This window comes from Bacillus multifaciens, assembly GCF_030756675.1.
Classification (GTDB): Bacteria; Bacillota; Bacilli; order Bacillales; family Bacillaceae_G; genus Bacillus_A; species Bacillus_A multifaciens.
Genome location: NZ_JAVBXD010000017.1, coordinates 27,224 through 54,110, shown reverse-complemented (window position 1 = coordinate 54,110; position 26,887 = coordinate 27,224). Strand labels below are relative to the sequence as shown.

Sequence of the window (26,887 nt, the reverse complement as noted above, 5' to 3'; positions counted from 1 at the left end):
ATTAAAGTTTCACTTTATCCTTTCAATAGTTCCATCGCCGTTTGCAAAAATAATTGTGCACCACGAATTAACGCTGTTTCATCTACATCAAATTTCGGATGATGATGTGGGTAGCATGTTTCTTTCTTTTTATTCCCTGTTCCTAGTTTTATAAAACAGCCCGGAGCCTTTTGTAAATATGCAGAAAAATCCTCTCCCCCCATAGAAGGTGACAGTGAGGTAATACTTTCTTTTCCAAACAATGTAATTGCACTATTTTCTACTATTTTTGTCACATACGAATCATTTATGACTGGATTATATCCATACCGATACGTATATGTGTACGCTGCATCATGCGCTGCTGTAATTCCTTTTACAATTTGCTCAATTATCCCTTCAGATTCTTGCCTTAATCTGTTCTCAAAGCAACGCACCGTTCCTATAATCGTTGCTGTCTCGGGAATAATATTATCAGCTGTTCCAGCATGAAATTGTGTAACCGAGACCACTCGTTGTTCAAATGCATCAGTCCGCCTTGAAACAAGATGCTGTAAATTTGTAATAATTTGTGCACCAATTACAATTGGATCCACTGTTTGCTTCGGATGAGCAGCATGTCCTCCTTTTCCTTTAATTTCAATCGTAAATACATCAGGTGATGCCATCATCGGTCCATAAGAAATTCCTATTTGTCCACTATTTAGTCCTGACATGACATGTAAACCGATCACATAATCTACGCCATCCATAACACCTGCCTTGACCATCTCTTGTCCTCCACCAGGGTATTGTTCTTCAGCGTGTTGAAACAAAAGACGAATTTCCCCTCCCCAGTCATTATCATGATTTGCTAAAGCTTCTGCCGCGCCTAATAAAATTGCTGTATGTGCATCATGACCACAAGCATGCATAACTCCTGGTATAGTTGATGCATATGGCTTCATTGTTTGCTCTTGAATTGGAAGTGCATCTATATCTGCGCGGATTGCAATGGTCTTACCTGGACCTTTTCCTTTTCGCTTCGCCATTACACTGCATGCTGTTGGTCTTGTTAGATCAAAATAAGAAAATGAATCCAATGTGTCATATACAAACTGTGATGTATGTCTTTCCTGAAATGACAATTCAGGGTGCTGATGCAAATAGCGTCGCCACATTCGAATATTGTCTTCAGAAAGGTAAGATAACCAATCTACTTGAGATGTTTTCATCCGCTTCAACTCCCTATTCTATTTTTAACAATCTTATTCCATCATGAATGACCGTATTCCCTTGTTTAATGAGAGTTTCAGTACTATCTTAGTTAGAAGTGGCATATTCTTGTCTCTTTCCTTTGCAAAGGAATTACAATTCTATCTGGAATGTAATATAATTGTTAAGTTAGGGATTTTCTTTTTTAACATTTAGTGCTACTATCAGAAAAGAGCCTTTTCGTCTTACATTTACCTAAAATGTGGAAATTTTTTGTTTTTTAAAGTGATGTAGGATATGATACTTACATACGGATACTATTTCAAAGAGGGGGACAGACATGAAAATATTAAAAGAAATATGGTCTCAACCACTCACGCAATGGATTGCAAAAACTTGTTACTACCTTGCGATTTTACTTGCTTTACTATGGTTGTATGGATTCCAAGATACAAATACAAGTACATTTATTTACAATGAATTTTAGGGTGGGAGCGTTATGAAGTTATTAGAACAGATTGAAAAATGGGCGCTTGAAACGCCTGACCAAACTGCTTTCGTTTGGCGAGATGCGAAAATTACGTACAAACAATTAAAAGAAGACTCTGATGCATTAGCACATTGGATTTCTTCTCAATATGAAGATGACCGTTCACCAATTATGGTATACGGACATATGCAACCAGAAATGATTGTCAGTTTCCTAGGGTGTGTCAAAGCTGGTCATGCGTATATTCCAGTAGACGTCTCAATTCCAGCTGATCGTGTATTGCGTATTGCGGAAAGTTCTGGTGCAAAGCTGCTTTTATCTCCAACTGATGTTACAGTGGCTGATTTACCAGTTGATATTATTGATGGAAATAAATTAGAAGATATTCTTCTTACTCATAAAGGAAATGTCCCAAATCCTGAACATGCAGTAAATGACGAAGACAACTTCTACATCATTTACACGTCAGGTAGTACGGGAAATCCAAAAGGTGTACAAATTACGTATAACTGCCTTGTAAGCTTTACAAAATGGACGGTTGAAGACTTCAACTTACAAACAGGACAAGTCTTCTTGAACCAAGCACCTTTCTCATTTGACCTATCTGTTATGGACATTTATCCATCATTAGTAACCGGTGGGACACTATGGGCAATTGATAAAGATATGATTGCACGTCCAAAAGATTTATTTGCTTCTTTAGAACAATCAGATACACAAGTTTGGACATCTACGCCGTCCTTTGCAGAAATGTGTTTAATGGAGCCGTCTTTCTCAGAAGGTATGCTTCCAAATATGAAAACATTCTTATTCTGCGGTGAAGTATTATCTAATGATGTTGCAAGAAAACTGTTAGAGCGTTTCCCGAAAGCTACGATTATGAATACATATGGACCAACAGAAGCAACTGTTGCGGTGACTGGTATTCATGTAACAAATGAAGTAGTGGAGAAATATAAATCTCTTCCAGTCGGTTACTGTAAATCAGATTGCCGCATCATCATTATGAAAGAAGATGGTACAATTGCGGCTGATGGTGAGAAGGGTGAAATTATCATTGTTGGTCCAAGTGTAAGTGTTGGATACTTAGGAAGCCCTGAATTAACAGAAAAAGCATTCACTGTTATTGACGGCGAACGCGCTTATAAAACAGGTGACGCTGGCTATTTAGAAAACGGACTTCTTTTCTATAACGGTCGTCTTGATTTCCAAATTAAACTACACGGTTATCGTATGGAATTAGAAGAAATTGAACATCACCTTCGTTCTTGTTCATATGTGGAATCGGCTGTTGTACTTCCAATTAAAAAAGGTGAAAAATACGATTACTTATTAGCAGTTGTTGTTCCAGGTGAACATTCTTTTGAAAAAGAATTCAAATTAACATCTGCGATTAAAAAAGAACTCAATGAACGATTACCGAATTACATGATTCCACGAAAGTTCATGTATCAATCTTCTATTCCAATGACACCAAATGGAAAAGTAGATCGTAAAAAATTATTGAGTGAGGTTACAGCATGACCCCATATGCATCATTTTATTTTTTCGCTATTGTAGGCATTTTGCTTATTCCTACCATTATTGCTGGGTTACGAGGGAAAATGCTGCGCAAATATAATGCAGTTGTAACACTTATTATGTTGGCTGTTATCTTTTCAGATAAACCAATACAAGCTGTTGCACTAGCAATATTTGTAATTTGGCAATTTATTTTGGTTAAAGGTTATTTAACGTTAAGGCAGCGTAATAACAAAACGAGCATCTTTTGCACCGCTGTTGTTTTATCAATTTTACCGCTTATTTTAGTAAAAATTATACCTGCTGTACCAGCTTTAAAATCACTCGTACTTTTTGATATACCTGTTAGCAATTTGGTTGTATTTCTTGGTGTACCAAATGGAACATTTACTGTTAGCAATTTGGTTGTATTTCTTGGTATATCCTACGTAACATTTAGAGCTGTACAAATGATATTTGAAATTCGTGATGGTCTGATTAAAGAAATATCACTATTTAAGTTTTGGGAGTTTCTTTTATTCTTCCCAGCAATTTCAACAGGTCCGATCGATCGTTATCGTCGATTCCAAAAGGATGTAGAGAAACCACCAACAGCGGATGAGTATAAAGCATTGCTTTATACAGGAATCAATCGTATTTTCCAAGGTTTTCTTTACAAATTTATTATCGCTTATTTAATTAACAAACACCTTTTAGATACACCACTAACGAAACAAACTACATTTGCATCAGCTATGACTGATATGTATGCATATAGTTTCTACTTATTCTTCGACTTTGCAGGATATAGTGCGTTTGTAATTGGTGTAAGTTACTTAATGGGAATTAAAACACCTGAAAACTTTAATAAACCGTTTATAAGTCGTAACATTAAAGACTTTTGGAACCGTTGGCACATGAGTTTATCATTTTGGTTCCGCGACTTTATCTATATGCGCTTTGTCTTTTTTGCGACAAAGAAAAAACTAATTAAAAACCGCTATACAATTTCTTATATCGGTGCTTTTTTAAACTTTTTCATTATGGGAGTTTGGCACGGACTAACGTGGTATTATATTGTCTATGGCCTATATCATGCAATTTTGTTTATTTCATTTGATATATTTGAACGAAAAAACAAAAAGCATAAGTTTTGGCCTAACAATAAGTTCACACACGTCCTGGCGATTATTATTACATTCCATTTTGTTTGTTTTGGTCTTCTGATCTTCTCAGGTCACCTAAACAAATTCTTTAGTTAAGCACTTCTTAGTATAAAGACTAAGAAACTACAAATTATGATTATAAAGGAGAATAAACAATGGCTGAATTTAAAGATCAAGTATTAGATATTTTAGAGGAAGTATGTGAAAATGACATCGTAAAGGAAAATACAGATGTACAATTATTTGAAGAAGGAATTCTTGATTCTTTCGGTACAGTATCCTTATTAGTAGAATTCCAAGAACGCTTAGGCATTGAAGTGTCTATTTCTGACTTTGACCGTGACGAGTGGGCAACACCAAACATGATTATTAAGAAACTGGAAGATATGCGATGAAACAACCAACGTTTGGCCCGATGCTTCTAGCATTTGCTCTTTTTTGCGTGGTGTTATTTATTCCATCACGCTTCCTTTTACCACTTATCGGGGAGCAAAAGGTCGACGATGCCGCAACATCTTTAAAGAAAGAAATGTTTCAAGGCATTGCAATGCAACAAAAGATGCTAGAAGATCCAAAATTCCTTCCGATGTATGGTTCATCGGAATTTTCTCGATTGGATGTGTACCATCCATCTAACTACTTTAAAGTAAAAAATCAAGAATTTACACCGTTTCTTATCGGTCGCGGTGGAACACAAAGTCTTACTCATGTATTAAGTCTAGCCTCCTCTATGGATCAGTTAGAAAATCGCAAAATTGTCATTGTCCTATCACCACAATGGTTTGTAAAAGAAGGTTTAGATGAAGTGCATTTTGCACCAAACTTTTCGTCTCAACAAGCGTACCATCTTATCTTTAACAATGACTTAAAGCCTGAGATGAAAAAGCAAATTGCTGAGCGTTTATTAAACTTTGAAATTGTTCGTAAAGATACACTCCTAAAAACTTCTTTAGAAGGAATTGTGTATGACGATACAAAACATAATGTGAAGGCAGCAGCGGCTAAACCATTTGCATACGTATATCGTAATATTTTAGACCGCAAAGACATAGTTACATCAATATTTGATATTAAACCGCGAAAAACACATGTAGATCCTGAATTAAAATCGCTTGCTTGGGAAGAAATTCGTAAGCGAGCAGAAAAAACTGGTGAAATAGAATCTAAAACAAATCCATTTGGCATTGAAGATCCGTACTATAACAAAGGAATTAAGAAAAAATTAGAACGTCTAAAAGGCTACCGATCAAATGAATCATTCAATGAATCACCAGAGTATGACGATTTCCAATTAGTCTTAGACATTTTAAAACAATCGCATGCAAAACCATTGTTTATTTCTGTTCCTGTTAATGGTCCATGGTACGATTATGCTGGATTCCCGAAAGAACGCCGTGATGTATACTATAAAAAAATTAATGAACAAATTACCAAAGCTGGATTCCCAGTTGCAGACTTTTCGAGCCATGAATATGATAAGTATTTCTTAAAAGATACGATGCATTTAGGTTGGAAAGGCTGGGTATACGTCGACGAGACACTTCAACAGTTTTATAAAAGTAACTAGGAAGAACGCTTGAATTTTTCAAGCGTTCTTTTTTTACTGTAACTACTCAGCCATACATTGCTTTTAGAAGTTTAGTAAGGGGGATAATTGCTGCCATGAAGGTTAAAATGGACTTACACCTGGCTATCTTTCTTTGTTTTAAAACTTTGCGCGTGGCGGGAAAAGGCACTGACCGCTTCTATGCATCGCCAGTCCCACTCGCCCATTTAAAAAAATGCTTTTCTTTCTTTTTTACAGAGTAACTGAGTCGTTACTTTTTACTTATAAACCGTACTTTGTAATCTAGTTAGTGTTTCCTCTGCCTCTTTCATCACTCGCATGATAGTTTGCTGCGCTCCTTCTATTTGTGCTAAAGACGAAGCCTGCCCTGCCCAAAGTGACATGTACTCACGATTATTTTGTTTTGCTGCTACTTTGCGAATTTCTGTTGTTAATGCATTTTGAATTGGATATGCAGGAAATTTCTCTTCTTTATTTTTTAATTGTTCGATAAAACGATTTTGAATTCCTCTTGCATATTTACCTGAAAATGCACGTGTCATTGTCGTACTTTGGTCTGCACTCTTTATAATTGCCTCTTTATGTTCCTTATGAGCTGCACTTTCATAGCAAGTTAAAAATGCTGTTCCCATTTGTACTCCTTCGGCACCGAGTGCATAAGCCGCCACTACGCCCCGTCCATCCATAATTCCACCTGCTGCAACAATTGGCATATGAGGAATAGCGTCAACAAGCTGTGGAATCAATGCAGTTGTTCCAATCATAGAATCCTGTTCTTTCCCTAGAAATGTTCCGCGATGTCCTCCTGCCTCACTTCCTTGTCCTACAATAATATCTACGCCTAAATGAGCCAATACTTTCCCTTCTGCCACATTTGTTGCCGTACCAATTATTTTTATCCCATTCCTTTTTAACAGCTCTATTTCTTCCTGTTTTGGTGTATCAAAAGTAAAACTAAAAACCGGTACGTTCTCCTCGATAAGAACTTTCAGCTGTTCTGTATAGCTCTCTGGTGACTGTATCGTCTGCTTTACGGTCTCCAATTGCAATTGTTCACGAATAGGTTGTAATAAATGGTGTGCTTCTTCTACTTGCTTTTCATTCATTTGCATGTCTTTTGTAATAAACAAGTTCACTGCAAACGGTTTATCTGTTAACTGACGAATAGCACGCACGGCAATGCGAATTTCTTCAGAACTCATATATCCTGCACCTAATGTTCCTAATCCTCCACTATTAGACACAGCGGCTACTAACTCTGGTGTTACAACTGTTCCTGCCATGCCGGCCTGAATAATTGGATATGTAATTTGCAGCTTCTCACATACTCGGCTATAAAACATCTTTTTCTCCCCTTTCTCTATATACTTTCTTGCCCATCAAAACGATTTCCTTCTTTCCTTAATTATTGAGAATATAGTGTAAGAAAGGAGGGAATTTGATGCAGTACCCAAAACCGTTACAATACGGAGATGCCGTTATGATCATCGCTCCAGCAGGTCCCCCATCTATAGAGCACATTCTTCAAGCAAAACAAAAATTCGAAGAGATGGGCTTATTCGTTATCATTGGAAAGAGTGTACATGAAAAACGAGGCTATTTAGCTGGTGATGATGCCGTTCGTCTTCATGATTTACACGAAGCCTTTACAAATCCATATGTGAAAGGGATTTTTTGTGCTAGAGGAGGATATGGGGCTGGTCGACTTCTACCTTCTATTAACTTTGAACTCATTCGAGATAACCCAAAAATTTTCTGGGGTTATAGTGATATTACAGCTTTACACATCGCTTTTGGCCAATTGGCAAGGCTCGTTACTTTTCATGGTCCTATGATGGAAGAAGTCGGCAAAGGGCTCGATACTCTCTCTTTTTCCTCTTTCAAACAACTTTTTCGTCCGCACTCCATTATTCTAGAAGGAGCAGCATTTCTTCACTCTTTCAATTGTTGTATCACTGCTCCTCTTGTCGGAGGAAATTTAGCTGTCATTACAAGTACTCTTGGTACACCGTATGAAATTGATACAAAAGATAAATTATTATTATTAGAAGAAATCGGCGAAGAGCCTTATCGCGTTGATCGTATGTTAAACCAATTACGCTTAGGAAAGAAACTTGAACAGTGTGCAGGCGTTATCTTTACAAGTTGTCATAAGTGTACATCTTCAAAACCAGCTTTATCTATTTCTGAAATTTTATATGATTACATTATCTCTTATCATATTCCCCTTTTGTATAACCTACCAATTGGCCATATACAACCAAATATAGGAATCCCTCTAGGTGTCCCTGCTACAATAAATGGGCAACAAAAAACACTTTCTATCTCTTCTGGTATAAAGTGAAACTTCCATCAGTGAGGAATCCTTCATCCTCCACCTATCAATCTTGAAGTGGGAATCTCATATTTCCCATTAATGCGAGGTAAATTTGAATAGAAATAATAAAGGAGAAGCTTTTTGCTTCTCCTTTATTATTTCTATTCAGTTATTCTTGTTGTTGTTATTGTTGTTATTTTTGTTATTCCAGTAATTCCAATAATTCCAGCAACAGTTGTATTTGTTTTTGTTATTATTATCATTATTGTTATTATTATTGTTGTTATTGTTGTTATTACGGTTTTTCCAATTGTATAAGTTATCCCAGCAGCAGTTGTTATTGTTATTGTTATTGTCAGCCATATATCTCCATCCCCCCTTGGTCAAGCTACTAATACTATATGACGCAAAGGAAAAATGGTAACGGTACTTTATTGATAATAGTTAAAAATTCTTCCGGAAGCAATGTCAGCAATTTCTGGAGGTGTAAATGTTTTATCAAGATCTGTGCCAATATTTAAGACCGCTGTCGCTTCCACATCAATGCTTTCAAATAACTCTTTTCCACGAATCGAAATAACAGGTACATCTTCAGGCAATGCAGCTTGTAAAAATTCAAGTTGCGTAAAAAATGGTAAAATCCATCTTCCGTCTCCCTGAAAATAGCGTAGATGCACTGTTCCTTGTGAATCACCTTCTTCTATATCAACTGTTCCTGCAACATAAACGTGTGTTGTTAATAACGTTTCATAAAATTCTTTTTGTTTTTGTTTATCTTCATCAGCTAATACTAATAATGTCTCTAGTTTTTTTACTGGAATATGTGCCATACGCCGCCACCCTGCTTTCAAAATTATTGTAATGTAATTATACAAAATATTCTCATTTTTTTCTATAAAATTATTTTTTACTATAACATCAACAATCATTAAAACTAAGTTACTTCTTCCTTCTCTCTCCTCTAACAATGTTAATTCTAGCTGTAATTGAAACATTCGATAACAGTTTTTCACATTGTCTTTTCAAAAATACATGACAACTGATATGGAACATGCCTTCTCTAAATGAAAAAAATTTGTTAAGTTTATTCAAAAAAACACATTAAAACCTCTTACATAAAGCATAAAAATGTTTTATTATGTATTAAAATACAAAACGAAGAAAGGGGCATCACTGTGAAAATTTGGTTTTATGAAAAAACAAAAAACACAAATGATCTACTCGGTATTTGGGATAACGTCCCAACCATTCCGCGAATCGGTGAGAAAGTAGAGCTTTTAAAGAAAGTACGGACTGTAACAGACATTAAATATACAAAAAATGGGAATAACTTTCATGTTGAAATTTTTATTTACTAAAGAAAAAAGCTCTCCATGCTTTTTAGGAGAGCCTTTCTCTTTCATCTGCTTTTTTTATCACAATCGTATCATTCACCAGTTCCACTTTTACATAATCACTTTCTTCTAATCCTAAATGATTGACCGCTTCATCAGGTAATTCAACAGCCATGTAACGCTCTGTGAAGACAACTTGACTATATGTAGCTTGCTCTGCAAGTATATCATCTTGTTTTTCTTCTTGAATGATTCCTAATGATGGCAGTCCAACTTCTTTTACAGTGCGCCAATTACGACGAATAAAGGGAACAAGCCACAGTAAGCTAATAACGATGATAATAAGACCAATCCATAAATTACTCTGTGCTTGCAATTCAGCAATGTTTACTGGTTCTTGTGCGCTGCTATCAGTAAATTGAATAATACTAACAACAGTATTGTTTAAAGCGTGCACGATAATATTTGTCCATAGGCTTTTCGTCTTTATGTATAAAAGACTCATCACAACACCAAACAAAAAAGCACCGATTATATCAACATGCCCAAATCCAAAAATCAGTGAAGAAATGATAATTGCACGTTTCACACCCCACTTATACGCCATTCGATTTAAGAAAAAGCCCCGAAAAATCACTTCTTCCATAATTGGAGCAAATATACAAGCTGAAATGACACTCAAAATCTTTGTAAAAGTAGTGCTCATATCAATAACATTTCCATCACTTAATAAATCAACTAGAAAGTCAGGAATGAGCTGAGCTAGTATGTAAAATTGAACAAAAGAAACGCCGAATGAAAAAATCATTCCCATGGCCGTTGCAATTAATATAAGTCGCCATGGAATAGATGTTGGTTTATCAAAAAAACTGGTAAATACTGCGTTATTTTTTTTCATCTTATAAAACAACCAAAGTAATGGAAAAACAAAGAAGGCTAAAGTGTCTGAGACAAATTCGAACGCATCATTTCCATCACCTACCATATCTAGTGGAAGATATGCAATGAACGCACCTAAAATCATCCATCCAAAAAAACTGCGAAGTCGAATACGAGAAAATGCAAGGTTAATAGAAAACACCTCCAACTTGATATATTTATATTATAGTATCAATATGCTGTAATTTCTTCCTTTATTTATCAACTTAGCCTTGTATAATCCTACAACTCTTCAAAATAAATCCCCGCTTAAGCGAGGATTTATTTTTTATTCCGCATCAACTTGGGATGAAGCACCCAACTGATGGAAGTTTCACTTTATAGCACATCGCGTTTTTGGAACAATGCACTGGAAGCAACGAGCAATATAATAAAATGAGCTAGCACAAATAACAAAGAAGTTGTAAAGTTAAACTCTGTAAATATTGGTTTGGTCCCTTGACTGAGCAACACATTACTATCATACATATTTAAATTCAAGTGAAACATTACAATGTATTTTGCTATACCTTGAGCAAATTGGAATACTAGCATTTTTAACATTCCCTCTAAGAAAAAGAAAAACAGTGTAATAACTAATGGTAAAACTGATTTTCTAAAAACATTAGCTAACAAGAATGCAACTGTTGGATAAAAGAATATCGGTAAAATATTATATACAAACCGTTTTAACAAAATTGCAAAAGTTATTTCTCCAGTGCCCCCGCCAAATGCAATGAGACCAATTAACATGGCTGTAAGTAAAGAAGCAATACATACCAATAATATAGCTAAGAGAACTGTAATATACTTTGAAAATAAGATCGTAACTCGTTTTCTTGGTCGAATCAATAACTGTTTAATTGTCCCTTTTTGAAATTCCTCTGTAATTGTTCGGGATGCTAGCGTAATTCCAAAGATTGTTGCAAATGTAGCAATCATGCCGATATTTTGCTCTGCAAACATCATGAACCCTTCAATTTTGATTTCAGGCGGAGCCCATTTTTTGATAATAACTGCCCCTGCACTTTCTAATACTGCTATCACGACTAACAAAATATACATACTCTTTTTCGCATGTAACTTTAAAAATTCATTTTGTATTAATTTTATCATTATGCTTTCACTCCCCCTGTAACTGCTAAGAATTCATCTTCTAATGATTTATTTTGAACTGTTACACTGTATACAAGAACATCATCATACACTAATTTTTTCACAAGCTGCGGAATTTCTTCTCTCATGACAGATGCAATAATTTTGTTTTCTTGTATGTTTCCTTTTAACAGTTCATTCGCTTTCTCTACTTGATCCACTTCAAATGCTACCATAATCTTGGCATCACTTTTTACCTGTTCACGTAAACTATACTCTTGCACAAATTGTCCATTCTTAATAATAACGACACGATCACACATCAGTTCAATTTCACTTAATAAGTGACTGGATACAATGACTGCAATGTTTTCTTCTTTTGCTAAACGCTGTAAGTAATCGCGAATTTCACGAATTCCTGCTGGATCTAAACCATTTGTCGGCTCATCTAAAATTAAGATTTTCGGATTATGTAGTAGCGCTTGTGCAATCCCTAAACGTTGTTTCATACCAAGTGAATATGTTTTTACCTTTTTTTGAATTGCATGTTCTAATTCAACAAGCTTTACAATTTCAGCAATGCGTTCTTTACGAATTGGTGTAACCGCCATATTCGCAAAATGCTTTAAATTTTGCATTCCTGTCATATATTCATATAGCTCCGGGTTCTCTACAATCGCTCCAATGTACGCTAGCGCTTTTTCACGCTCAGTACGTATACTGTGACCACAAATTGCAATATCGCCTTCTGTTACTGAAATCAGCCCTGTCATCATTCGAATTGTCGTCGTCTTCCCGCTCCCATTTGGTCCAAGAAAACCGTACACTTCCCCTTCCTGTACTTCAAAAGAAAGCCCCCGAATAATTTCAGCACTACCTATTTTTTTGTGTACATTTTCTAATTTTACTACTACATTTCCCAATGCCTATTCCTCCTTTAAACTTCTAATTTTTTGTCGATGATGTAAGATGTCATGAATATGAAAAGAACGGTCGATAACAAAAGAAAGCATACATACGAAATACTTGCCCCTTCACTAACATAAAATGACGTTTCAAAAAAACCATTTTGATCCATCAATCTAATGCTTTTCTCGTAAAATACACGCTTATCTATATGTTGTAAAAAGTTAGTTATATAGAATTGAATTGTCCCAAGGATGACACAAAAAAAGAAAAATAATACCTTACTTAATAAGGAGTTCACATTAAAAAGTTTTATAATTGCCATTATAAAATATATAGAAGCCAAGAAACTAGTTAAATCTATAATCCATAAAAAGATAGAAAAGAAATGATGAAGCAACCCAAATTTATAAAAGTATTGCATCGCTCGTTGAATCTCTCCATTGGTGTTTTTCCCGTAAATATCTAATGAAAAAAAATGAACAAATCCTAAAGCTATTAATGACAGTAAAACAACCATTATTGTAAAAAACAATAGGTTGGCACATATATATTTTTTAGCAGGAATTGCTGTATATCGAATCATAGAATTTTTTAACATTCTTCGAAAAGATAAGGCGGCTATTAAACTAATAGAAAATACTGTTATGCTAAATAATAATATAAACAAAATTAATATTACATTTTGTTTTGTTGGAGTCATGCGCTTAGCAGAACCCATAAAATTAAATAAAAGAATAAGCGAAATCGTAATAAACCCTACGTAAATAACCCATATTTTCTTTTTATTACAGTTATATAAATAATGAAGAAGTGGATTCATTGCCCAAAAACCTCCTTGAACAACTCGTGTATTGCTTTTCCTCTTTGAAAACGAAGATCTTCTACATTTTCATATAAAACAATCTCCCCGTCTTTTAAGAAAATCACTTCATCGAACAAGTTTTCAATTTCACCAATTAAATGAGTAGAAATTAAAATTGTACAATCTTCACGGTAAAATTGAAGAATTAATTCCAGTACATGCTCCCGCGAGACGAGATCGATTCCGCCCAGCGGCTCATCTAACACATATAGTTTGGCATGTCTTGAAAAGGTTAAAATAAGCTGCAGTTTTTCTATCATTCCCTTTGATAAAGCATTAATTTTTTCTTCTAATGGAATTTTTAATTTCGCGATTGTATCTACCGCTTTTTGAATATCAAAATCTTCAAAAAAATCACGATAAAAAAACAAAGCATCCTTTACAGTCATCCACTCTTCAAATATAGGACGGTCGGACATGAATGAAACAATTTTTTTCGTTTCTCGACTTACTTTCTTACCAGAAACAAAAATATCTCCTTGAGAAGGATGCTGTAAACCGACAATCATTTTCAGTAGCGTCGTTTTTCCACTGCCATTATCTCCAACAAGACCAATAATTTTTCCTTCTGTTATTGTAATGTTTACATCTCTAATAACAGCTTTTAAATCGTAACGTTTCCATAAATTTTCTATTTTTACTAATTCTCGCATTCGTCCGCCCCCTTTTTCTCTTCTAATGAAGAATGAAGAATGGACAACATTTCCTCTTCTGAAAACCCTAAGTTGTTCATTCCATTTATAAAGGCATGAAGCAACTCTTTCGCCATATCTTTTCGCAGCTCCATAATTTTCTCTCCTTCAGTTGCTACATATCTTCCCATTCCTCTACGCGTCACAACGATACCCTCGCGTTCTAGCTCTTGAAATGTACGTTGAATTGTATTCGGATTCACTTGTAACTCACCCGCTAATTCACGTACAGAGGGAATTTTACTACCAGGCGATAAATGACCTGTTACAATTTCCTTTTTTATAAATTCCATCACCTGAATGTAAATTGGGATGTTGGGAGAAAATTCAATTTTCATTTCTTCCTCCTATTGTTTTAGTGTACTAATCAAATAGTACACTATGATACAAAAAATGTAAACAATAATTTGGAACATATATCTATTTTAATATCTCAACATATAAGTCACTGCCGTACAAAATACTACGTGTCCATTACTTGCTTTCTCTTTTTGTTTTAAACCTTGTAAAATCCCTAACCGTTTCTATGCATGGCCAAATGCTCTCGCCCACCTAAAAAGAAAGGTGGTTTTGATTTGCATTTATATAATTGCTCCTCGTAATATATCATCAACAAAATCATACGAAATAACCATGTTATGTAAACTTATTTCTCACAAAAAAAGAGTGCCCTATACATATAGAGCACTCACTTTATTAAAAGTTAAATACAAAATCATCATCTGATAATTTTTCAACATTTGTCGCTTTCACGTAACCATTTCCTTTTACAGAGAAAAAGTCATGGTTTTTTGTATCCGTACGTAAACCGTTTAATACGATTGGATTAATTTCTTCTTCTTCAAAGTGCGGTTCTAATCCTAAGTTCATTAATCCTTTATTCGCATTGTAACGAACGAAACGATTTACCTCTTCTACAAGACCAATCGATGTATAAATTTCATCTGTATACGCTGTTTCAATGTCATACAGCTCTAATAACAGATCTTTCGTTTCTTTTTGTACTTCTTGTTGTTCTTCCGCAGAAAGCTCTGTAAACACTTGCTGTGCTAAAATACCGACGAATACGCCGTGGATGGACTCGTCCCTGATTATTAAATTTATAATTTCTCCACTCGCCGTTAATTTTCCTTGCCCTGCTAAATACAGCGGATAGAAGAATCCACTATAGAACAAGTAGCTTTCTAAGAACACACTTGCTACCATTGCCATGTATAGCTCTTTTTTCGTTACTTGAGGCTTTAATAAACGACGGTAGTAATTTGTAATGATACTTGATTTTTTCTGAAGTAACGGATGTGTATCTACCCATTCAAAAATTTCATCAATTTCTTCTTCAGTTGCGAGTGTTGTAAAAATATGACTGTAACTTTTCGCATGTACTTCTTCCATAGCTCCCATGAACGCAAGCACACTTTTTGCTTGTAAGTTCTCAAGGTGCACAAGAATGAGTGGCATTCCCTCGCCGCCTTGCTTCGTATCTAGAAGTGTTAGCCCCCCAAGTACACGCTTATAAGCAATTTGTTCTTCCTTAGATAACTGCACCCACGTATTTTTGTCAGAAGAAACAGCGATCTCTTCTTCTGTCCAAAACTGAGCGATGTTTTGCTTCCAAAACATTAAACTAAAATCGTCTTCTTTCTTGTTCCAGTTTACCGCGCGCATTGAATCGCCCCTTTATTATATTGTTGCATCGTTCTAACGTGCGGTAAAACTTCCATTTCATAATGAAAATCTCACCGCACGCTAGAACGTAACTTTGATCACTTAGCATGAGCAGGGTTTTTCTAAACCCTGCTCATCCTGTTTTTTATAATAACTATCAACTGTATGCTCTTCTACTAAAGATTGCATTATACTGTGCAGGCTACACACTCTTCCACACTTAATTTACGTGTTCTTGTGTAGTACAAGCTCTTTAATCCTTTTTTATGAGCATAAATATAATAACGTGCTAATTCACGAGTAGAAATATCACTATTTACATAAAGAATTGTACTAATCCCTTGGTCAATATGCTCTTGAACTTCTGCGATTAAATCAATGAGCTTAAACTGATTCATATCGTAAGAAGATTTATAGTACCAGAACGTATCTTTTGATAAATACGGCATTGGATAATATGTCGTTGCATTCGCATACGTTCTAGATTCAATTTGGCTTACGATCGGCATCACAGATGAAGTGGCATTCTGCACGTAACTGATCGATTGTGTCGGAGCAATTGCTAATCTATATGAATTATATAAACCATGTTTCTGTACTTGTTCTTTTAAGCTTGTCCAATCTTCTTTTGTTGGAACATGGATTCCTTCAAATAACTGCTGTACTTTCTCAGTTACCGGACTATAATCCGTTGTTTCATACTTCTCAAAGTATGTGCCATTTGCATAATCTGACTTCTCAAAGTCTTTAAAGGTTTCACCTTTCTCTTTCGCAATTTCCATACTCTTTTCGATGGAGTAATAATTCAGCATCATAAAGAACGTACGAGCGAATTCTTTCGCATCTGCACTTTCATAAGCGATTTTATTTTTCGCTAAATAACCGTGTAGGTTCATTGCTCCAAGACCGACAGAATGAAGCTCCTCATTTGCTTTTTTCACAGTCGGTGCATTTGGAATAATTGTCATATCAGAAACAGCTGTTAAAGCTTCCATTCCCGCATGAACCGCTTCACGTATTTCTTTATTCTCCATCACGTTTACGATATTTAGTGAACCTAAATTACAATTAATATCGCGGCGGATAATGTCATCTGTACCATAATCATTTATTTCAGATGTTTCTTGTAGCTGGAAGATTTCTGTACAAAGATTCGACATCTTCACAGTTCCAATACCCTTTAACGGATGTTGCTTATTCGCATTTGATTTAAACATTAAGTATGGATAGCCAGACTCAAGCTGAATCATTGCAATTTTAATGAGCATATCGCGCGCACTAATATCAAGTGGTTTCTTTTTGATATTTGGATTGCTCATCAGTTCGTCATACATTTCATCAATATCGATATCGTCTAAATGTTTTCCGTACTCTTTATACACTGTATAAGGCGCGAAAACATGGAATGGTTCGTTTTTCTCAGCAAGCTCAAAGAACTTGCTTGGAACGATAATTCCGATGGAAAGAGATTGAATACGGCTCTTCTCGTCGGCATTTATTTTTTTGGTCAACGTGTCTTCATATTTCTATGAAGGTTGGACTATATCATCAACCTGTAACTGGCTGCCTTGCACTTCGACTGGTGCCTATCTCCAGCCTACTCTACTTGCTTTCGTCTATTGACGCGCGTTCGATAGTCTCTACACCTTCTTGCTAGATAACAACTTCTAACAAGCTTGGCACGGTATTACCTGCTATCCACTTATAATGGACCGTAGGCTCTCTTAGTCAGCTTCTTCGCGAGCTTTTTCTTTACTCCTTATTCAACTGATACCGTTAGCCGCTAATGCGACACCCTAATGGCTAGGTTCACAAGGTTTTCTCATATACATTACTGTATAGAGGGACTACCAATTAATCCAAAAACTCAATAATGTCCCAATGGAAAATATTTAAATATACAGCGCCGGCACCTTTTCGTTGGCCCAACTGATTCGCATACGAAAACGAATCTTCAAGTAATTTCATAACTGGTACGACACCACTTGCTGCATTTTCAATACCTTTAATTTGCTCACCACGTGCTCGTAGTTTGCTCAAGCTGAGCGCTACGCCGCCACCGATTTTTGATAACTGCATTGCTGTATTAATATTAAACCCAATCGAGTTTAAGCTGTCGTCCATCTCTAACAAGAAACAAGACACCATTTCTCCTCTTCTGCTTCTACCTGCATTTAAAAAGGTTGGTGTCGCTGGTTGATAGTTTTGTTTGACAATCATGCTTGCGAATTGTTTCGCCTTCTCTACGTTTCCTCGTCCTAAGTATAACGATACAATTGCTACGCGATCAGGATAACTTTCTAAGTATTGCTTTTGATCATTCGTTTTTAACGCGTAATCTTTATAAAACTTAGATGCTGCCATATAAGATTGAAACTCAAACTTTTCGCCATATGCGATATCGTATACAGCTTCCACCTCGTCCATCTTATATTCGCTTAACACATCATAGTAGTAGTCATGCTCTAACATATACTCGATGCGTTCTGCCACGCTATCAAAACGAACGGTATTCTCTTTCGCCTCTTCCATAAAGACAGCCAGTGCCTCTTTATCTTTGTGAAGCTGATAGAACCCGTCCTGCATTTGCGTGATCTCATTATTCAATTCAATGTGTCGCAATCTCCAGCACCCTCTCTTTAAAAAATTCTACATCTTTATTTGTTCCAGATAACTCAAATTTTGATACAACCGGCACTTCATATCTCGTTGCAATTTTGTCTGCACTTGCTCCAAACATATCTCCCCAATTGCGATTTCCGCTTGCAGCTACTCCTTTCAAGCGTTCATGATTACGCTCTAAAAATTGCAAAACACGTTCCGGCACATTTCCAAAACCTGTTGTATACGTAATAAGGACATATTCTTCATCTAATACGAGATTTTCATTAATTTGAACGGCCGGCATATTTAATTTGTGAATGAAACGCTTCACGTTTCCTGTCATAGAATCATATGCAATTAACATCTCCGACCCTCCTTTTACATCTTTTTACATCATGTTCGTTCTTGATGAATTCTCTATATATTGTATTACTTTTTAAAAAAGGACACAAGATATATGTATAATTTCTTTCTTTTTAAAAATTTGTTTTTTCGACAAAAAAGGCCGATCTTTTTTCAATACAAAGAATATGAAACAACATTCTAAAACACATGTCAATAAAGTGTATTTCAAAAAAGTTGTCAACGGATTTACCCACATTTCCAAAAAAGTTCATCGTATCAAATTGTCAAAAAAAGAAACATACATGCGAAAACTATTGATCATTTGTCATAAAAAAACGAACAGTTTCCCTATTAGAAACTGTTCGAAACCGGTTACACATTTTTTCTATCGTTTCATTTGTATGTATACTCTTATTCTTGATGTTCTACGCGCACGATATCACTCAAAAATATATGATAGAAAATCTCATCTTTACATTGCATCGTAAAAACAGGTGATTCTTCATCGAAATACGCAATCGTACCTTTAACTTTTTGAATCGAATTTTGAAGTCTTGCTACTACAAGCACACTTCGTTCTTGTTCATATGCTTTTTTTAATTGCCCTATGATTTCCTTCATTCGCTTTCGCTTTTCTGGAAACATAACCATCCCAACAAATTTTCTTCCTTTTTCATCTTTCCAAAAACAGTCCCAGTGCGGAAGTATTCCTTGCTTAAACTCTCCCAAATAAACTCCTCTCCCTTCTCATTATCCGACTTTTCGCAAGCAGTTTTAATAGGTAATTCTTTTCCTTACGAGCGCGGCATTTCCATATATGTATAAATGATTTTCCCGCCATGCTGTGCGTTACCTCGAAAATGTTTAAAGTCTTCTCGCTCTACTAAAACTTCACGAAATGTATAAAACACTTCTTTTGTTACAATGTATTCTTGTATTTCATTATTTTTCAGCTGATCTAAAATCATATTTACTTGTTGTTTATCCATACTAATCACCTCTCTGTCGTATTTTTAGTTCACGACTACTTCTATATATAGCAAATCATTTCTTATCATCCTAACTCTTATGATACAATAAAATGGACACTAGGAGGGATAACATGATTCGGAAAGCAAAACAAACAGATGCTCAAGCAATATCTCCATTATTGTACAACGCACTGCATGAAATTGCTGAAAAATTAACAGGTGGCACAAATGAAACGGAAGTTTTAGAAGGTTTAGAATATTGGTTTTCGAAAAAAGAAAACCGACTTAGTTATGAAAATTGTTTTGTTGAAGAACGAGATGGAAAGGCTGTTGGTATTATTGTAGCCTACCACGGAAGTGAAGCAACTCAACTAGATGAACCAATTGTAAAACAGTTACGAGACATGAAACAAGATTCTTCTATTATATTAGAAAAAGAAGCAGAAGAAGATGAATATTATATTGATACTCTATCTGTTTCATCTACATATGGTGGACAAGGTATCGGTTCAAATTTAATTCTTGCAGCTGAAACATACGCTCAAGAAGAAGGGCATGAGAAAATCTCATTGCTAGTAAACTTAGAAAACAAACCTGCGTTTTCTCTTTATAAAAAACTCGGCTATACACAAGATAACACACTTATGCTTGTGGGCGAACCATATGCCCATCTAGTTAAACATATATAATACAACGGCACAATTATTATTTCATAATTGTGCCGTTGTATTATATATAGAGTATGACACCTTTATGTATATGTTACAAATGCATTTCCTTCCATTACTTCATGAAAAGTATAAATTGTACATCCCCACGGTTTATTTTGAAATAGCAGTGGTCCGCGCCACCCCCGCATACGTAACTCTTTCCCGATCATCGTATTAAAATAACTATGCCCAACAAGGGAAACCCGCTGATATACATTTGCATATCCAACTAACACATCGGCCGCTTGTTTTGCTCTTCTTTGTACTTCTACATAGGATTCAACATCCTTCGAATAACCAATCGTCCATAGCGCCCTGCCCAAAAACAGCCATACTTCCGGTTTACACTTTACCCATTTCGGAACAGGTAGAAGAGAAGGAACAGCCGCTTCACGAAAAAGCGGATTCTGTATAAACATAACATTGCTAGTCAACATCGTGGCTGATTGAACAGCTATTTTTTGATCACTCGATACGATAAATTTAGAGGATTCAACGACTTCCATCGTTTTAATTGGAATTTCCATTTCTCTCATAATATCTTCATTCTCGTATCTTTGCTGCCACCCTTGAAATCCCTGCACTGTAATCGCTTTCTTTTGAACATTAGAGCTTCCATGACGTATGAAAGAAATTTGCATCTTTCTCACTCCCCGTTCAATATTTTCCTAATATATATCCATTTTAATCTTCCGCCATCTTTGTCTAGCTCTGCTATGCAGAATACAGCATGACTGCTACTTGCTTTCTCCTCTTGTTTTAAACCTTGCCTAAAAAAGAAAGGATTTTTATGTCGATTTTTTAATTTAGATTTATCTAGAAACACACTTATATCATTCAGCACTTCCATCTTCATGACTAGAAAGAGAAGAAATACTATCAGCTCCCTCATAGTATATGTATGTTCCATGTTCACGAATCACTTTTAATTTCGTATATGCAAATAAAAACAACACAATAGCTATAAAGCTCCCCACAATCTCAAATACCATTTTATCGTCTCCGTTTCATAACACTCCTATATTCACCTTACAATAAATGTGAGAATCTTACTATAAATTAATTGTGAAAAATTAGTATTTTTTTCAAAAAAATATCATGGAAACATTTACAAAATAGAAAATATCGTTCAAAATAAAAAGAAATACAAAAAGAACGAAACTTGTTCTCTTTTTCGTAAAAATGTAACAAGGAGAGTTGCTTATGAAAATTGCAGAAACTGGAGATATCATTGAATTTAAAAACGGTTTACAAGGGCGCGTTCAAAAAGTAAATACAAACTCCGTTATCGTTGATGTAACAATTATGGATAACTTTAGAGATTTAGATTTGGAACCTCTTACTGTTGTCAATCATAAAAACTATACTATTATTACACAACATACATAGAATACTAGAAAAGAGGGGGCAAGCCCCCTCTTTTCTTAACGATTATCTACTGTTTCTGGATATAAATCGTGATTCATTAAACGATATTCAGCCATTTTTTCATATTTTGTACCAGGACGTCCATAGTTACAATATGGATCAATAGAAATACCACCACGCGGTGTAAACTTGCCCCACACTTCGATATAGCGTGGATCCATCAGTTTAATTAAGTCATTCATAATGACATTCATACAATCTTCATGGAAATCTCCATGGTTACGGAAACTAAATAAATATAACTTTAAAGATTTACTCTCTACCATTTTTTGTTCTGGAATATAGCTAATATAAATTGTCGCAAAATCTGGTTGACCTGTTTTCGGACATAAACTTGTGAACTCTGGACAATTAAATTTTACAAAATAATCACGATTTGGATGATTATTATCAAACGTCTCTAAAATTTCTGGGCTATATTCAAATAAATATTTTGTATTTTGATTTCCTAATAATGTTACATCTTTTAAATCTTCATCTTTTCTTCCAGTCATCTAAAAATCTCCCTTCACTTACACACCGCGTTTATTTCCCCACACTAAAGCGTGGAGCTGCGGTAATACTTTTGCATCATTCATTTCCTTACATTGCACAGCTTTATCAATAAGCCACTCATATTTCATAAGAAGACGCTGAATTAATGAAACATCATCCGTCGTCTTCGTATCATCATTTCCAACTTGTAAGAAAAACGGAACGTGCGGATAACGTTCATGCACTTCTTTTGCATATACAAAATCTTGATCATCAAATACAACTACTTTTAAGCTAAACTCTTTTCCATCTAACCGCTCGATAATTGAATCTAACATACTAAAATTCGTTGACATCTTTGAACTCGGCGGCTTCGGCGAAATTGTCACCTCATCTATATGAAGTAACCAATCTTGCCATTTACTTCCTTGCGTTTCAATTGCTGTACGAATGCCGTTCTTTTTTAATAAAGAGATCAATTCTCCTAAATGCTTCAACAATGCAGGGTTTCCACCAGAAATGGTTACATGTGAGAAATTTTCCTCACCAATTTGCACGAGTTCAGAAAAAATCTCTTCTGGCGACATTTGACGAATTTGCTCTTTCGCAGAACCATCCCATGTAAATGCAGAATCACACCATGCACAGCTATAATCACAACCTGCTGTACGAACAAACATTGTTTTTTGGCCAACAACCATTCCTTCTCCTTGAATTGTCGGTCCAAATATTTCCAAAACAGGAATGTTACTCACCAATCATCCACTCCCGTCTTACTTCTGCATAGCTTGTTGGTGTTTCAAATAAGCGCACAAACTCAACACGCGCCCCTTTATATTCATTTTGTCGATCACCTTTTGTTAGTGCCTCTTCCATTTTCTCAAAAATCCATACAACCATATTTTCAGCAGTTGTATTCATAGCTGGAAGTGTTTCATTTAAGTAACGATGATCTAAATATATTTCAATTTCATTTTTCCAAATTTCTTTTATATCACCAAAATCAATCGTTAAGCCAATTTCATTGACATAACCACTAATTCCAAAAATTACTTTATACGTATGTCCATGAAGGTTTTTACATTTCCCTTCATAACAGTGCAGATGATGGGCAGCATCAAACGTAAATTCTTTACTAACCATAACACGCTTATTATGATACTTCAGTTGCTTACGCTCGATATCCTGATCTATTTTTTGTAAATTTTCAACAATGCGAAATCCAAAGAAGTCTTGTGTCATTATGCTTTCGCTCCTTCACGTTCTTGTACATATTTATCAAGTCCTGCTTTACGAAGCTGACACGCTGGACATTCACCGCAGCCATCACCAATAATTCCGTTATAGCACGTTAACGTTTTTTCACGGACAAATTCAAAAGCTCCAAGTTCATCTGCCAGTTTCCACGTTTCTGCTTTATCAATCCACATAAGTGGTGTATGAATAACGAATGGATAATCCATCGATAAATTTAATGTAACGTTTAACGATTTCACAAATACATCACGGCAATCTGGATAACCACTAAAGTCTGTTTCACACACACCTGTTACGATATGACGTGCCCCTACTTGTTTCGCTAGTACAGCCGCAAACGATAAAAACAATAGGTTACGTCCATCCACAAATGTCGACGGCAACTCGCCATCTTCATGTGTAATTTCCATATCTGTACGTGTTAATGCATTAGGAGCGAGCTGATTTAACAAGCTCATATCAAGTACAGTATGCTTTACACCTAGTTCTTTTGCGATTTCCGCAGCACAGTCAATTTCGAGTTTATGACGTTGATTATAATCAAACGTCACTGTTTCTACTTCTTCAAACTGTTCAAGTGCCCAAAATAAACATGTTGTACTATCTTGACCACCGCTAAAAACAACAACCGCTTTTTCCTTTTTCATTTCACTCATTCTCCTCTTTTTTCGATTACAAGAAGAAAGAGCGTTCTTGAACTGTCATACTAAAAAAAACAAAACAATATCAAAAAGGACATTGTTCTCTTCTTAGTTTTTTATAGAGGGAGTTCGCGAACCTCTCCCATGCTAGGCATGGATTGTCTTCTTTAACTTGCACCTTACATTGTAACACACCGAGTATACGAGTGAAAAACGTCTATTTTTTCTGTCTTTTCTAAAAATAACATTTCATTTTTTTCCATATTAATAGTATGATGATTTATATAAATCCATTTTAATTTTCCGACATCTAAGTCGCTGCTCCCCAGAACAAAACATGCCCGCTACTTGCTTTCTCTCTTTGTTTTAAACTTTGCACGTGGTAGGAAAAGGAACTGACCGCTTCAATGCATGGCCAGATGCTTTCGTCCCCACTAAAAAGAGAGGGGTTTTTATGTCATTTTTTCAATTTGTATTTATATGTAGATATCAACCCTTTTATTTCTCGCTACAAGGAGGTTTTAAAGCTGAAGCTTTTTATTATGTACCTCTTCATAAATATATTATTTATTTTAGTCACAATGCTAATTTATCATTTGTTTTGGAGCGAAAAAGGAAATCGCTCTCCAAGGCTCAATTCATTTGTATTTATTCTCTCTTGCAGCCTTACTACTATTGTTTGTATGTCGTTTGCTGCAAAAGTTGAATACGGTTTTCAATTTGACTTCCGACATATTGTGCTTGTTGTCGGCACATTATCTGGAGGACCATTCGCAGGTGGTGCAATTTTAGGTGTTATGAACATTTATCGTTTTTTTATTGGCGGCAGCGGGTTCATCCCTTCTCTTATTGCATCTTTTATGTTGTACATTTTTCTCATCACAACATACAAAGTATACATAAAAGGGAAAATCAAAACAAAAATGTATTTGGCTTTTTTTTACAGCCTTATATACGGCAGTGGCTGGATTCCCTATTTTCTATCTATCGCTCCAAACCCAAAGGACTATACACCTTATTTTGTTACATATGAGTTATGCACAATTATAGGAACAATTTTAATTTTATATTTAATGGAAGTTTTACAATCACAAGTCCGTCTTGCACAAGAACTTGTAAACGCCGAAAAATTTCAACTCATCGGTGAGATGGCTGCTTCTATTTCACATGAAATTCGAAACCCTCTTACATCAACAAGAGGATTCCTTCAATTACTACAATCAAAAAACTGTTCAGAACAAGAAAAACTTTTATATTTAGACATCGCTATGGGCGGTATCGATCAAGCAAACCATGTATTAACAGACTACTTAACATTTGCAAAACCAAGTATTGAAAAAGTACAACTATTACAGTTAGAAGAAGAATTACTTCATGCAATTACACTCATGACACCATTAGCAAACCTTTCTAACGTTCGTATACATTATACGAAACAAAGTAAAACATTTTATATAATGGGAGAAAAACAAAAGCTCAATCAATGCCTTTTAAACATTTTAAAAAACTGTATTGAAGCAATGCCAAACGGCGGTGACCTTACATTTACTGTAACACCCGCTAATAAACATATCCAATTACATATTCAAGATACCGGAATCGGCATGAGTACCGAACAAGTAAAACGTCTCGGTTCCCCTTTCTACTCTACAAAAGAAAAAGGAACAGGCCTTGGAATGATGGTTGTCTTTAGTATTATAAAAGCAATGAATGGTAAAATTGACATTACTAGTAAGAAAAATATTGGTACAACTTTTCTCCTTACATTTCCCTTAACAAAAAAAACGTGATGCAGGCGCATCACGTTTTTTTTGTTTCATCTACAAGTTCCGCAAAAGTCTTCACTTTCCCATGCGGCTGCTTCTGTTCTTTTCGGGCTCTCCATTGCCTCTCTTGCTCCCGTTTTTTATTTCCCATTATTTCAACTCCTTTTCAGATGTCCTTATATATGTTCCAACATATGAAGTAGGAATATACATATACTGAATGATGCTAAAAATACAAAAAATCCATCAGCTAACAAATTAACTGATGGAAGTTTCACTTTATCCCGCAGTAACGGGCAGTATGACCCTCACCAATATTCAGAGAGAAACAAAGAAGATAGGTGAGGATCACTGCCCCTAAATGCCCGATTGGTTCAACTAACCATCAGAACACCACTGATGGAAGTTTCACTTTACCTTTGTAAAATGGCATGTTTTGCTTCTTTTAACTGTGTAAGATGGCGCTGTTCGTGTAAGTCTAAGAATTGCACCCATTGATATAAATTAAGCTCATCAAATACAGGATGTTTGAGCGATTTTTCAAATAGTTCTTTTTCATTTACAATGCTATGAAGAACATGTAAAAGCTTTTCTCTTGAACTTTTCAGCAATTGTATCATTTGTGCTTTTTTCATTAACGTTTCTGTTGGTTGCATTTGTTGAGGGGCTTCTCTCTTTCTTGTTCGATCGAGTGTAGCTTGAAGGTCTTTTGGTGGCACAACTTTTCTTTCAGTTTTATGAAGCGCATACACAATAGCAGATGTAACAGATTGTTCAACAAGATGAAGGTGATGTAACACTTGCATAATGCTCCATTTATCACGGCGCGGTTTCATATTAATTTCTGTATCAGTTAACATTTCAATTTCTGATAAAAGTTTCTGTCTCGTAGACGCCATCCCACGTAACAACGTTTCCATATTCATATTTGCATATGATTGCATCATATTTCTCCCCCCTTATTTGGTTAAAAAGAGGCGCTTCTTTTCAAGAAACACCCCTT

At 35.4% G+C, this 26,887-nt stretch carries 32 protein-coding genes, 2 pseudogenes and 1 riboswitch; of the genes and pseudogenes, 11 read left to right on the top strand and 23 right to left on the bottom strand.

The genetic code is table 11. The features are described from left to right. Positions 1-14: 14 nt before the first annotated feature. Positions 15-1,193: a M20 metallopeptidase family protein gene (locus Q9306_RS12740; protein WP_306198940.1), complete on the bottom strand. Its 1,179-nt coding sequence runs from the start codon at positions 1,191-1,193 to the stop codon at positions 15-17. 320 nt (positions 1,194-1,513) lie between these two features. Between Q9306_RS12740 and Q9306_RS12735 the strand changes: the two genes are divergently transcribed. The 5 genes from Q9306_RS12735 to dltD are packed head-to-tail and all read left to right on the top strand — an operon-like array spanning position 1,514 to position 5,896. Further along, entirely contained in the window at positions 1,514-1,660 is a 147-nt protein-coding gene (locus tag Q9306_RS12735; RefSeq protein WP_035435359.1) for a teichoic acid D-Ala incorporation-associated protein DltX, read from the top strand. Positions 1,661-1,672: 12 nt separating this feature from the next. Further along, positions 1,673-3,187, top strand: coding sequence for a D-alanine--poly(phosphoribitol) ligase subunit DltA (gene dltA, locus Q9306_RS12730; RefSeq protein WP_306198937.1), 1,515 nt, complete (start codon positions 1,673-1,675; stop codon positions 3,185-3,187). Next, entirely contained in the window at positions 3,184-4,425 is a 1,242-nt protein-coding gene (dltB, locus tag Q9306_RS12725) for a D-alanyl-lipoteichoic acid biosynthesis protein DltB (RefSeq protein ID WP_306198935.1), read from the top strand. Before dltA ends, dltB begins: the two co-directional genes overlap by 4 nt. Before the next feature lie 59 nt (positions 4,426-4,484). Continuing rightward, positions 4,485-4,724, top strand: coding sequence for a D-alanine--poly(phosphoribitol) ligase subunit DltC (gene dltC, locus Q9306_RS12720; RefSeq protein ID WP_020061867.1), 240 nt, complete (start codon positions 4,485-4,487; stop codon positions 4,722-4,724). Continuing rightward, positions 4,721-5,896: a D-alanyl-lipoteichoic acid biosynthesis protein DltD gene (dltD, locus tag Q9306_RS12715; protein WP_306198931.1), complete on the top strand. Its 1,176-nt coding sequence runs from the start codon at positions 4,721-4,723 to the stop codon at positions 5,894-5,896. The genes dltC and dltD overlap by 4 nt, the downstream gene beginning before the upstream one ends. Positions 5,897-6,153: 257 nt before the next feature. Here dltD and Q9306_RS12710 read toward each other — a convergent pair whose 3' ends face one another. Continuing rightward, positions 6,154-7,239, bottom strand: a complete 1,086-nt coding sequence (locus Q9306_RS12710) for an NAD(P)H-dependent flavin oxidoreductase (RefSeq protein ID WP_306198929.1) — start codon at positions 7,237-7,239, stop codon at positions 6,154-6,156. Positions 7,240-7,337: 98 nt separating this feature from the next. On the opposite strand from Q9306_RS12710, the gene Q9306_RS12705 reads away from it, so the two are divergent. Together Q9306_RS12705 and Q9306_RS12700 are read left to right on the top strand one after the other, a co-directional pair. Then, positions 7,338-8,240: a S66 peptidase family protein gene (locus Q9306_RS12705; protein WP_306198927.1), complete on the top strand. Its 903-nt coding sequence runs from the start codon at positions 7,338-7,340 to the stop codon at positions 8,238-8,240. Positions 8,241-8,354: 114 nt separating this feature from the next. Continuing rightward, positions 8,355-8,531 carry a hypothetical protein gene (locus Q9306_RS12700; protein WP_306198925.1) on the top strand — a complete coding sequence of 59 codons (177 nt, stop codon included), beginning with the start codon at positions 8,355-8,357 and terminating at the stop codon, positions 8,529-8,531. A gap of 113 nt (positions 8,532-8,644) precedes the next feature. Here the strand turns inward: Q9306_RS12700 and Q9306_RS12695 are convergent, their stop codons facing one another. Then, positions 8,645-9,043 (bottom strand): SseB family protein, encoded by a 399-nt coding sequence (locus tag Q9306_RS12695; RefSeq protein WP_306198923.1) that lies wholly within the window; start codon positions 9,041-9,043, stop codon positions 8,645-8,647. 345 nt (positions 9,044-9,388) lie between these two features. On the opposite strand from Q9306_RS12695, the gene Q9306_RS12690 reads away from it, so the two are divergent. Next, positions 9,389-9,571, top strand: coding sequence for a DUF3913 family protein (locus Q9306_RS12690; protein ID WP_306198921.1), 183 nt, complete (start codon positions 9,389-9,391; stop codon positions 9,569-9,571). Positions 9,572-9,593: 22 nt separating this feature from the next. Here the strand turns inward: Q9306_RS12690 and Q9306_RS12685 are convergent, their stop codons facing one another. From Q9306_RS12685 to Q9306_RS12630, 12 genes and pseudogenes are all read right to left on the bottom strand, one after another. Beyond that, a complete protein-coding gene (locus Q9306_RS12685; RefSeq protein ID WP_306199014.1) occupies positions 9,594-10,619 on the bottom strand; it encodes a type II CAAX endopeptidase family protein in 1,026 nt (341 codons plus the stop codon). 185 nt (positions 10,620-10,804) lie between these two features. After that, a complete protein-coding gene (locus Q9306_RS12680; RefSeq protein ID WP_306198919.1) occupies positions 10,805-11,581 on the bottom strand; it encodes an ABC transporter permease in 777 nt (258 codons plus the stop codon). Beyond that, a complete protein-coding gene (locus Q9306_RS12675; protein ID WP_306198917.1) occupies positions 11,581-12,483 on the bottom strand; it encodes an ABC transporter ATP-binding protein in 903 nt (300 codons plus the stop codon). The genes Q9306_RS12680 and Q9306_RS12675 overlap by 1 nt, the downstream gene beginning before the upstream one ends. A gap of 14 nt (positions 12,484-12,497) precedes the next feature. Next, complete coding sequence (locus tag Q9306_RS12670; RefSeq protein ID WP_306198915.1) at positions 12,498-13,289, bottom strand: ABC transporter permease; 792 nt, start codon at positions 13,287-13,289, stop codon at positions 12,498-12,500. Continuing rightward, on the bottom strand, positions 13,286-13,984 hold the full coding sequence (locus Q9306_RS12665; RefSeq protein ID WP_306198914.1) for an ABC transporter ATP-binding protein: 699 nt from the start codon (positions 13,982-13,984) through the stop codon (positions 13,286-13,288). The genes Q9306_RS12670 and Q9306_RS12665 overlap by 4 nt, the downstream gene beginning before the upstream one ends. After that, on the bottom strand, positions 13,972-14,361 hold the full coding sequence (locus tag Q9306_RS12660) for a GntR family transcriptional regulator (RefSeq protein WP_306198912.1): 390 nt from the start codon (positions 14,359-14,361) through the stop codon (positions 13,972-13,974). The genes Q9306_RS12665 and Q9306_RS12660 overlap by 13 nt, the downstream gene beginning before the upstream one ends. A gap of 358 nt (positions 14,362-14,719) precedes the next feature. Further along, on the bottom strand, positions 14,720-15,688 hold the full coding sequence (gene nrdF, locus Q9306_RS12655) for a class 1b ribonucleoside-diphosphate reductase subunit beta (RefSeq protein WP_306198910.1): 969 nt from the start codon (positions 15,686-15,688) through the stop codon (positions 14,720-14,722). Positions 15,689-15,876: 188 nt separating this feature from the next. Then, positions 15,877-17,196: pseudogene (locus Q9306_RS12650) on the bottom strand (ribonucleoside-diphosphate reductase subunit alpha); the annotation flags it as partial. Between the two features lie 349 nt (positions 17,197-17,545). Then, positions 17,546-18,310 (bottom strand): annotated as a pseudogene (locus tag Q9306_RS12645) (ribonucleotide reductase N-terminal alpha domain-containing protein); the annotation flags it as partial. After that, a complete protein-coding gene (gene nrdI, locus Q9306_RS12640) occupies positions 18,297-18,656 on the bottom strand; it encodes a class Ib ribonucleoside-diphosphate reductase assembly flavoprotein NrdI (protein ID WP_306198908.1) in 360 nt (119 codons plus the stop codon). The pseudogene Q9306_RS12645 and the gene nrdI, both read right to left, overlap by 14 nt. A 392-nt stretch (positions 18,657-19,048) precedes the next feature. Then, positions 19,049-19,366 carry a hypothetical protein gene (locus Q9306_RS12635; RefSeq protein ID WP_306198906.1) on the bottom strand — a complete coding sequence of 106 codons (318 nt, stop codon included), beginning with the start codon at positions 19,364-19,366 and terminating at the stop codon, positions 19,049-19,051. A gap of 65 nt (positions 19,367-19,431) precedes the next feature. Continuing rightward, the gene (locus tag Q9306_RS12630) at positions 19,432-19,626 is read right to left on the bottom strand and encodes an abortive phage infection protein (protein ID WP_306198904.1); all 195 of its coding nucleotides are present in this window, start codon (positions 19,624-19,626) and stop codon (positions 19,432-19,434) included. Positions 19,627-19,739: 113 nt separating this feature from the next. Between Q9306_RS12630 and Q9306_RS12625 the strand changes: the two genes are divergently transcribed. Continuing rightward, positions 19,740-20,297: a GNAT family N-acetyltransferase gene (locus Q9306_RS12625; protein ID WP_306198902.1), complete on the top strand. Its 558-nt coding sequence runs from the start codon at positions 19,740-19,742 to the stop codon at positions 20,295-20,297. Positions 20,298-20,359: 62 nt separating this feature from the next. On the opposite strand, the gene Q9306_RS12620 is transcribed toward Q9306_RS12625, so the two are convergent. Further along, positions 20,360-20,959, bottom strand: coding sequence for a histidine phosphatase family protein (locus Q9306_RS12620; protein WP_306198901.1), 600 nt, complete (start codon positions 20,957-20,959; stop codon positions 20,360-20,362). A gap of 192 nt (positions 20,960-21,151) precedes the next feature. Beyond that, complete coding sequence (locus Q9306_RS12615; protein WP_306198899.1) at positions 21,152-21,310, bottom strand: hypothetical protein; 159 nt, start codon at positions 21,308-21,310, stop codon at positions 21,152-21,154. 211 nt (positions 21,311-21,521) lie between these two features. Between Q9306_RS12615 and Q9306_RS12610 the strand changes: the two genes are divergently transcribed. Next, positions 21,522-21,707, top strand: a complete 186-nt coding sequence (locus Q9306_RS12610) for a YkvS family protein (protein WP_306198896.1) — start codon at positions 21,522-21,524, stop codon at positions 21,705-21,707. A 35-nt stretch (positions 21,708-21,742) separates the two neighbouring features. On the opposite strand, the gene queF is transcribed toward Q9306_RS12610, so the two are convergent. From queF to queC, 4 genes are read right to left on the bottom strand one after another with little or no spacing between them, the layout of a single operon-like run. Next, positions 21,743-22,240: a preQ(1) synthase gene (gene queF, locus Q9306_RS12605; protein ID WP_035435424.1), complete on the bottom strand. Its 498-nt coding sequence runs from the start codon at positions 22,238-22,240 to the stop codon at positions 21,743-21,745. Between the two features lie 18 nt (positions 22,241-22,258). Next, the gene (queE, locus tag Q9306_RS12600; RefSeq protein ID WP_306198892.1) at positions 22,259-22,975 is read right to left on the bottom strand and encodes a 7-carboxy-7-deazaguanine synthase QueE; all 717 of its coding nucleotides are present in this window, start codon (positions 22,973-22,975) and stop codon (positions 22,259-22,261) included. Next, positions 22,968-23,462 (bottom strand): 6-carboxytetrahydropterin synthase QueD, encoded by a 495-nt coding sequence (gene queD / locus Q9306_RS12595; protein ID WP_306198889.1) that lies wholly within the window; start codon positions 23,460-23,462, stop codon positions 22,968-22,970. The genes queE and queD overlap by 8 nt, the downstream gene beginning before the upstream one ends. Further along, positions 23,462-24,124, bottom strand: coding sequence for a 7-cyano-7-deazaguanine synthase QueC (queC, locus tag Q9306_RS12590; protein ID WP_371932381.1), 663 nt, complete (start codon positions 24,122-24,124; stop codon positions 23,462-23,464). Before queC ends, queD begins: the two co-directional genes overlap by 1 nt. Positions 24,125-24,220: 96 nt before the next feature. Continuing rightward, a riboswitch (PreQ1 riboswitch) is annotated at positions 24,221-24,264 on the bottom strand. A gap of 435 nt (positions 24,265-24,699) precedes the next feature. Between queC and Q9306_RS12585 the strand changes: the two genes are divergently transcribed. Beyond that, positions 24,700-25,908 carry an ATP-binding protein gene (locus Q9306_RS12585; RefSeq protein ID WP_306199012.1) on the top strand — a complete coding sequence of 403 codons (1,209 nt, stop codon included), beginning with the start codon at positions 24,700-24,702 and terminating at the stop codon, positions 25,906-25,908. 10 nt (positions 25,909-25,918) lie between these two features. Here the strand turns inward: Q9306_RS12585 and Q9306_RS12580 are convergent, their stop codons facing one another. Together Q9306_RS12580 and Q9306_RS12575 are read right to left on the bottom strand one after the other, a co-directional pair. Continuing rightward, entirely contained in the window at positions 25,919-26,035 is a 117-nt protein-coding gene (locus tag Q9306_RS12580) for a DUF6254 family protein (protein WP_306198885.1), read from the bottom strand. Positions 26,036-26,297: 262 nt separating this feature from the next. Next, positions 26,298-26,831: a DinB family protein gene (locus Q9306_RS12575; RefSeq protein ID WP_306198884.1), complete on the bottom strand. Its 534-nt coding sequence runs from the start codon at positions 26,829-26,831 to the stop codon at positions 26,298-26,300. Positions 26,832-26,887 lie beyond the last annotated feature (56 nt).

Bases quoted from the DNA above. Each gene is read 5' to 3' on its own strand.
- Q9306_RS12615 (WP_306198899.1), bottom strand. From the start codon at position 21,310: ATGGTATTTGAGATTGTGGGGAGCTTTATAGCTATTGTGTTGTTTTTA.
- queF (WP_035435424.1), bottom strand. From the start codon at position 22,240: ATGACTGGAAGAAAAGATGAAGATTTAAAAGATGTAACATTATTAGGA.
- Q9306_RS12620 (WP_306198901.1), bottom strand. From the start codon at position 20,959: ATGCAAATTTCTTTCATACGTCATGGAAGCTCTAATGTTCAAAAGAAA.
- Q9306_RS12680 (WP_306198919.1), bottom strand. From the start codon at position 11,581: ATGATAAAATTAATACAAAATGAATTTTTAAAGTTACATGCGAAAAAG.
- dltA (WP_306198937.1), top strand. From the start codon at position 1,673: ATGAAGTTATTAGAACAGATTGAAAAATGGGCGCTTGAAACGCCTGAC.
- dltC (WP_020061867.1), top strand. From the start codon at position 4,485: ATGGCTGAATTTAAAGATCAAGTATTAGATATTTTAGAGGAAGTATGT.
- Q9306_RS12710 (WP_306198929.1), bottom strand. From the start codon at position 7,239: ATGTTTTATAGCCGAGTATGTGAGAAGCTGCAAATTACATATCCAATT.
- Q9306_RS12735 (WP_035435359.1), top strand. From the start codon at position 1,514: ATGAAAATATTAAAAGAAATATGGTCTCAACCACTCACGCAATGGATT.
- Q9306_RS12610 (WP_306198896.1), top strand. From the start codon at position 21,522: ATGAAAATTGCAGAAACTGGAGATATCATTGAATTTAAAAACGGTTTA.
- Q9306_RS12575 (WP_306198884.1), bottom strand. From the start codon at position 26,831: ATGATGCAATCATATGCAAATATGAATATGGAAACGTTGTTACGTGGG.
- Q9306_RS12740 (WP_306198940.1), bottom strand. From the start codon at position 1,193: ATGAAAACATCTCAAGTAGATTGGTTATCTTACCTTTCTGAAGACAAT.
- Q9306_RS12580 (WP_306198885.1), bottom strand. From the start codon at position 26,035: ATGGGAAATAAAAAACGGGAGCAAGAGAGGCAATGGAGAGCCCGAAAA.
- Q9306_RS12585 (WP_306199012.1), top strand. From the start codon at position 24,700: ATGCTAATTTATCATTTGTTTTGGAGCGAAAAAGGAAATCGCTCTCCA.
- Q9306_RS12660 (WP_306198912.1), bottom strand. From the start codon at position 14,361: ATGAAAATTGAATTTTCTCCCAACATCCCAATTTACATTCAGGTGATG.
- dltB (WP_306198935.1), top strand. From the start codon at position 3,184: ATGACCCCATATGCATCATTTTATTTTTTCGCTATTGTAGGCATTTTG.
- Q9306_RS12695 (WP_306198923.1), bottom strand. From the start codon at position 9,043: ATGGCACATATTCCAGTAAAAAAACTAGAGACATTATTAGTATTAGCT.
- dltD (WP_306198931.1), top strand. From the start codon at position 4,721: ATGAAACAACCAACGTTTGGCCCGATGCTTCTAGCATTTGCTCTTTTT.
- Q9306_RS12705 (WP_306198927.1), top strand. From the start codon at position 7,338: ATGCAGTACCCAAAACCGTTACAATACGGAGATGCCGTTATGATCATC.
- queD (WP_306198889.1), bottom strand. From the start codon at position 23,462: ATGACACAAGACTTCTTTGGATTTCGCATTGTTGAAAATTTACAAAAA.
- nrdF (WP_306198910.1), bottom strand. From the start codon at position 15,688: ATGCGCGCGGTAAACTGGAACAAGAAAGAAGACGATTTTAGTTTAATG.
- Q9306_RS12670 (WP_306198915.1), bottom strand. From the start codon at position 13,289: ATGAATCCACTTCTTCATTATTTATATAACTGTAATAAAAAGAAAATA.
- queC (WP_371932381.1), bottom strand. From the start codon at position 24,124: ATGAAAAAGGAAAAAGCGGTTGTTGTTTTTAGCGGTGGTCAAGATAGT.
- Q9306_RS12665 (WP_306198914.1), bottom strand. From the start codon at position 13,984: ATGCGAGAATTAGTAAAAATAGAAAATTTATGGAAACGTTACGATTTA.
- nrdI (WP_306198908.1), bottom strand. From the start codon at position 18,656: ATGTTAATTGCATATGATTCTATGACAGGAAACGTGAAGCGTTTCATT.
- Q9306_RS12630 (WP_306198904.1), bottom strand. From the start codon at position 19,626: ATGGATAAACAACAAGTAAATATGATTTTAGATCAGCTGAAAAATAAT.
- Q9306_RS12625 (WP_306198902.1), top strand. From the start codon at position 19,740: ATGATTCGGAAAGCAAAACAAACAGATGCTCAAGCAATATCTCCATTA.